The 6,000-nt window shown below is 63.9% G+C and carries 6 protein-coding genes and 1 pseudogene; 2 read left to right on the forward strand and 5 right to left on the reverse strand.

The window, feature by feature from the left end; genetic code table 11:
• Positions 1–415: 415 nt before the first annotated feature.
• Together J7U37_RS19400 and J7U37_RS19405 are read right to left on the reverse strand one after the other, a co-directional pair.
• On the reverse strand, positions 416–1,102 hold the full coding sequence (locus J7U37_RS19400) for a zinc metallopeptidase (RefSeq protein WP_247636757.1): 687 nt from the start codon (positions 1,100–1,102) through the stop codon (positions 416–418).
• Positions 1,103–1,378: 276 nt separating this feature from the next.
• Positions 1,379–1,588: a hypothetical protein gene (locus J7U37_RS19405; RefSeq protein WP_247636765.1), complete on the reverse strand. Its 210-nt coding sequence runs from the start codon at positions 1,586–1,588 to the stop codon at positions 1,379–1,381.
• Here J7U37_RS19405 and J7U37_RS19410 point away from each other — a divergent pair.
• Positions 1,518–2,954, forward strand: coding sequence for a carotenoid oxygenase family protein (locus J7U37_RS19410; protein WP_247636758.1), 1,437 nt, complete (start codon positions 1,518–1,520; stop codon positions 2,952–2,954). The genes J7U37_RS19405 and J7U37_RS19410 overlap by 71 nt on opposite strands.
• Before the next feature lie 122 nt (positions 2,955–3,076).
• Positions 3,077–3,328: pseudogene (locus J7U37_RS19415) on the forward strand (hypothetical protein); the annotation flags it as partial.
• Positions 3,329–3,335: 7 nt separating this feature from the next.
• Here J7U37_RS19415 and J7U37_RS19420 read toward each other — a convergent pair.
• The 3 genes from J7U37_RS19420 to J7U37_RS19430 all read right to left on the reverse strand — a co-directional run bounded on the left by J7U37_RS19420 (position 3,336) and on the right by J7U37_RS19430 (position 5,441).
• A complete protein-coding gene (locus J7U37_RS19420) occupies positions 3,336–3,758 on the reverse strand; it encodes a BLUF domain-containing protein (protein ID WP_247636759.1) in 423 nt (140 codons plus the stop codon).
• Positions 3,759–3,798: 40 nt separating this feature from the next.
• On the reverse strand, positions 3,799–4,773 hold the full coding sequence (locus tag J7U37_RS19425) for a cobalamin-dependent protein (protein ID WP_247636760.1): 975 nt from the start codon (positions 4,771–4,773) through the stop codon (positions 3,799–3,801).
• Between the two features lie 191 nt (positions 4,774–4,964).
• Positions 4,965–5,441: a BLUF domain-containing protein gene (locus J7U37_RS19430; protein WP_247636761.1), complete on the reverse strand. Its 477-nt coding sequence runs from the start codon at positions 5,439–5,441 to the stop codon at positions 4,965–4,967.
• Between the last annotated feature and the right edge of the window lie 559 nt (positions 5,442–6,000).

Genomic DNA, 6,000 nt, shown 5'->3' on the forward strand with positions numbered 1-6,000 from the left:
GAAGGCGGTCCACAGCACGGTGCGGATCGAAATCATGGGTGGGCTGCGGGTGGACATGCAAGCGTATGGCCCTGGGATCCCGAATGTCGACGCGGCTCCCGAACGGCTGCGGCTACGAGCTTGTTCCACATCCTGGGGGCGGTCATATCGCCGTCGTTCCTCCGCCATAGGGAGGAACGTCTACGAGGGTGCCGATCAGGCGAAGCAGAGCCTGCTGTTCGGGCTTGCCGTTGTCGTCGCAGAGGAAGGCACCGAGCTCGATATACTCGATATAGCGGAGTCGCCCCCCAGATGAACCTTTGGGCTGGGGGATGACGAAGGCGCCACCGTTCGCGGGTACCCGGCCAAGGTGCCAGGTATCCCCGTTCGGGCTTTTGTTATCGGGGCAGAACACGGGGCGCTCGCGTTGGACGATTTAGAACGGGAGGAGCCGTCGAAAGCGGGCAATGTTTACGAGCGCTACGAGGGACGAAGCTACGTACGTAAGGGCGGCGGCGCGCAGTACGGTGTGGGCGCCGGGCATGTCGCCTTCGTCGAGGTAGCGACCCGTCTCCAGGATGGGCAGGGCCCGGCGGAAGCTCGCATCAAGCTCGACCGGCAGCGTCAGGAAGTGGAACAGGACGCGAACGCTAAGGAGCGCGATGCCGATCCCCATCTGCACGGCGAGCAGGGCAGGCGAATGGACGAAGGCGAGCACCACGGGCGCGGTCATCATCACCAGGGCCGCGGCGAACTCAAAGCCCTGCACGACCGGGGAGAACCTCACCCGCGCCGCGAAAAGCCGGTCCCCCGCCGCGTGCTGGAGTGCGTGGGCGACCTCGTGCGCCGCGACCGCGACCGCCGTGATCGAGCGGCCGTCGTGGTTCCCCAGCGACAGTCTCACGACGTTCGCGACCGGATCGTAGTGGTCGGCTGGCGCGATCTCGACGAGGACGTGCTCTAGCCGCGCCATGTCGAGCAGATGGCGGGCGAGCTCGCCACCGGTCCCGGGCAAGTCTGGCCGCTCGGCGGCGTGTTGCTGCATCACTCGGCGCACCCACCACTGGGGGCCGAACACCAGACCGAACAGGAGGGCGGCGCCAAGCGCTAGGAGGACAGGCACGAGTGATATGTAGGCACGTGGCCGTATCCGTAAAAGCGCGGCGCCTTACCCGGGGTGCCCACCGTCTGATAATAGCCTGACAAGCGTCAAAACCGGATTGGGTGGGGAGTAGGCCTAATGTCGTCGCCTTGAAGCGGACATTCCGCCTCCGACCCAATCACGCCGTAGAAGTTGGTCGATAGCAAACCCAAAAGCAGCCATTCATCCGGCGGCTGGAGGCGTCCGAGCGCTTGGCTGACTGCGCCATAGATGCAGCGATCCACTCCCCTCGCGTGGTCAGACGTGGTTAGATGCTTCATCGACAAAATCGCCCAGTCTTCCCTGGCGACCAGAGGTGGCATTCTTATCCGGAAACGCGAGCGCCTCCATCACCGGGGCTCTTGCTTTTCCTCCGATCACCCCGAGCCAGCCCCCGATGCCGAACTTGATGGAGTCCAGCCTGCGTGCCGCCGCCGAGGGCCTTGTCGCGCTGGTGGCGGCCTGCAATCGATTGCGCCTTCCGAGGACGCAGCACCCCTTCGTGGTCGGGGTCCACGCGCCGATGCGCGAGGAATTGACCCTGCGGGATTTGCCCGTGACCGGGACGATCCCGGCGGGGCTTGAGGGCCGATACCTGAAGATGGGCGCCAACCCCGCCCGCCCGACGACGCGCGGCCACGATTGGTTCCTGGGCGACGGCATGGTGCACGGTCTCCGCATCGAGGACGGAAAGGCCATGTGGTACCGTAACCGTTGGATCGGCTCGCATGCAGTTTCTGCAGCGCTCGGCCGGCCCGCTGCCCCAGGGCCGCGTCGCGGCGACGACACCGTCAACACCAACGTCGTCGCGATCGGCGGCCGCGCTTTTGCCGTGGTCGAAGCCGGCAGCTTTCCCGTCTTTTTATCCGAGGACTTGGAGACGCAGCGCTACGATACGTTCGACGGCACCCTCGCCGGTTCCTTCACGGGGCATCCGCATCGCGATCCGGCGACCGGTGAAACACATGCCATCGCCTATGACGGCCGCGTCTGGGACAGCGTGCGCCACGTCGTTATCTCGCCCGCCGGTCGCGTTGTGCGGGACGTCTCAATTCCGGTCGAGCACGGACCCTGCATCCACGATTGCGCGATCACGACCCGCTTCGTCGTCGTGCTAGACCTGCCCGTCACCTTCTCGATGCGCGCGGTGCTGGCAGGACACCGCTTCCCGTTCCGCTGGAACCCGGCCCACCGCGCCCGCGTCGGCCTGCTCCCGCGGCATGGCACGGCCGCCGACATCATCTGGTGCGCGGTCAAGCCGTGCTTCGTCTTCCACGTCGCCAATGCCTACGACGACGCTGACGGGCGGGTGATCCTCGACGTCATCACCTACGAGAGGGTGTTCACCTCGGCAGGTGGTGGCCTCGATGCACCGGGCTGGCTGGAGCGCTGGACAGCCGACCCCACGACGGGGCGGGTCGACCGCCGGGTGATCGATTCCGCGGCGCAGGAGTTCCCCCGGATCGACGAGCGTCGCTTTGGGCAGCACCACCGATACGTCTATACGGGCTCGGTCCCCGCCGACGGCAACACGCAGCTCGTGGGCGCGACGCAACTCTACAAGCACGATCTGGAGACACGGGAGCGGCGCGTTCACGAGTTCGGCCCCGACAGTGTCCCGGGCGAGTTCGTTTTCGTGCCTGCGAGGCCCGAGGCTGAAGAAGACGAGGGCTGGCTCGTTGGGCTCGTCGTCGACACGGTGAGTGATACGACCGACTTCGTCATCCTCGACGCGCACGCATTCGAGGCGGCGCCCGTCGCCGCGGTGCACCTGGGGCATCGGATCCCGCCAGGCTTTCATGGGAACTGGTTTCCAGAGCACAAGGCCGAGTGACCGTCTCTGGATGCTTCGGCACTCGATCCGCGTTCCTCTGTAATATTTCATGGGGTGCAGGATTGTCCCGTAATGCCCGGGAACCCGAAATGCCTGTCGCGAGTGACCCGAAGCCTGCCGTCATCCAGGATCACGAAGGAAAGCCGTTCTTCCCCGACTTCGTGCCCGGAACGCTGGGACCGACAGGCCTCGCTGCCATCGATGCCTACCAGCGGGCAGCAAACTACCTCTCGGTCGAACAGATCTACCTGCTCGACAACCCGCTGCTGCGGGAACCCCTGTCCCTGGGACAACTGAAGTCGCACCTACTTGACCATTGGGGCACTACGTCCGGCCTCAATTTCATCTACGCGCACCTCAGGCGAGCCCTTCGAGTGCAGATTATACGAGGGTGAGCTTAGGCGGCTGGACGGGCTCGGCCGCAAGCCGTCGAAAAATTCCAAGCACGGACACGGGTGACGCCTGCGTTACCGCCCCCTTGGCTACGTCATCCTGGGACCACATCCAGGTGCGTGCGGGGTCGCTCCGCATGGCCCAGGAGGGAAACAGACGCTCGGTCGCATCCGCATAGACGAGACGCGTGATCTCCAAGTGCCGATCGTCCTGGACGATCCGCGCGTAGGTCGCATCGAGAGCGTCTGCGCTGCCCTCCAAAAGCTGGAGATAGATGTCACCACGACAAATCAGGGCGCCGGTCAGACCGTCCCGTGTATTGCAGCGCCGCGATTGGGTGAGGATACTATCCAAGGCGGATTGATCGAAACCGAACGGACGGGACGCATAGACGAGCTGCACGAGCTTCATTTGGCCAGCCTCCGATTGCGTTGCCTTCGAAACCTCGGGGTCACCCGCAGGAGGCAGTTTTGGTGTCAGCCCGGCGCCTCTCTTCGAGGCCGATCTCGAGAAGCCGCTGCGCCAGCAGGACCGCCGTCGGCGCGTCGACGGCGGAGGCATCCGCGCCGACCCGCTCGACGAGTTCGGGCTTGTCGAGGAAGACAGGCCCCCCCACCATGATACCGACCGAACGGTTCCGGGAGACGTCGCGGATCGACTGGATCGAGGCCGTGAGCCCTTCGATACGGGTCTCGCAGCTCAGCGTGAGTCCGACGACATCGAACGACGTCGATCTCACGAGGCTTGCGATCTGCCCCGGGCTGGACGCCAAGCCACTCGTGACCTGCCATCCTGCGACCTGCAGGAACTGCTCCACGACGGCCACGCCAAACGTATGCAGCTCGCCCGGTGCCCCCATCAGGAGGGCCGCCCGGGCCTCGTCGTGAGCGGAGAGCTTCGGTTCGGATCGGTATTGCGAGAGGAGCAGCTGGAGGCGGGCAACGCCCACGGTCACTTCGATAAAGTCGCAGAGGTCCTCGTCCCATAGGCGTCCGAGCAAGGAGGCGGCCGGTGCAAGGAGTTCGAGGAACATGCTCTCGGTCGAATGGCCTTTGGCCAGGTGATCCCTGACGGCGTCCGAAGCGGCCGAGAGATCCGAACCGAGGAGGAGCTGCGTGAAGACTTCGATCTGTTGCGCGTCAGGTTTGGCGAGCGGAGCGTTCGCCGCGGGTGCAAGCTGCGGGTGAAGCAGCTTCAAACGCGGGATGATGTCTGTTTCGACGATGCGGCTGAGAGCCAGGGCGCGCTGGCGGCTGTCCTCGGCCGTGCGTTTGCGCGCATAGGCAAGCCGAACCTCCGAGACCCAGCCGGCGGGTCGCGCCAACGGATCAGTCCACGCCGTGGTGGACAAAGCGAGGTTTGACATGGTCTGCTCCCCCCGAACGCTCTTCCTGTGCCGGGGCGCTTGTCGGTCGATGCCGTGCACCTCTTGTACACATCAGACCGCCGCTTTGACAGATTGTAAAGGCGCTTGCGGAAAGTTCCTGGCTCGACGTGTGCTTGTTCCGCACGACAATCCAGAGAGAGCATTATTGTATCCGCCAAGCTCGCGCTCTCATCGATCAGGACATCGACGCTGTGGGTACATTGCTTGAAAGCTACGGATCGCTACCGCGACTAAGCTCGCCCAAGCGCATTGATATGACCCGTATCGAGTTGCTGTAGGATGCGCATCAGGGCCGCGATATTGTCCTTGTCGTCGGTGCTTTCGAGTGCGTCTCGCAACACGACGCGGATGTCCTCAGCTTCGACCTTCTCCATATCCCAGTTCGGATATAGTCGCTCCCGTTCTTCCTCACTCTGGCTGAGCGTTACGATATCGTGATGCCGTGGATCACCCTGGAGGCTCGCGACAAGATCTTGCATCTGGGCCGCCGGCCCCTCGATCCACTGAAAGAAAATACCACTGCCGAAGACCAAAACTCCGGTGATGCCGCGAGCGAGATTGTTCCGCTGGGCCGCCTCGACGATCCGGTCGACCTCCGCGTCATCGACACCGTCGGCGGCACGGCTGCAGTAGACGAAGTGATACAGAGCGGGCAGAGCGCCTTCGTCCAACTCAGCGCCACGGAGAAAGCCGTATTCGTCCAACATGGGTCGACCCTCTCCAGGGATGCTGGACGGGCCGTTCTGCCCAGCATGAGGACGGCAGGATAGCGCATCTCACCGGATTTGAAACTGGACTTGGTTACCCAGATCTTTGCGCCGATATCGCGGGTTCTCCCGCGTGATGGGCCCGTGAGCGCGGACAGCCTCGGCCAATCCCGCCCGTCACGTACCCCTTGAAGGACTGTCTCGAACATGAGGCGCGAACGCGTAGCGATGTGACAGCATCCATTACCGAGTCTTGCCGCCCAGCTGGCAGGCTTCGAACTGAAGAGCGCTGTCTTCGGGTATCCATGGTTTAAACCCGGCACGCAATTAGCCAGCGCCGCAGCTGATTGCCGCTTTCAAGGGGCTACTCCACAAAAGCGAACTTGCAGGAAACCACCAACCCGGTCGTAGTGCGGACTGACCGAAGCCGACCGAGGCCGTGTCAAAACGGATTGGGCGCGGAACTTTATGAATGTCGGCTGCGGATGAATCGCCACGGCTCGTGCTTGTTCAGGCTCGGATGGCCTGGATGAGCCAAGCTGCGCCGAACAGGCGGATC

Source organism: Methylobacterium sp. 37f, assembly GCF_023093475.1.
Lineage (GTDB): Bacteria > Pseudomonadota > Alphaproteobacteria > Rhizobiales > Beijerinckiaceae > Methylobacterium.

Bases quoted from the DNA above. Each gene is read 5' to 3' on its own strand.
- J7U37_RS19410 (WP_247636758.1), top strand. From the start codon at position 1,518: ATGCCGAACTTGATGGAGTCCAGCCTGCGTGCCGCCGCCGAGGGCCTT.
- J7U37_RS19420 (WP_247636759.1), bottom strand. From the start codon at position 3,758: ATGAAGCTCGTGCAGCTCGTCTATGCGTCCCGTCCGTTCGGTTTCGAT.
- J7U37_RS19430 (WP_247636761.1), bottom strand. From the start codon at position 5,441: ATGTTGGACGAATACGGCTTTCTCCGTGGCGCTGAGTTGGACGAAGGC.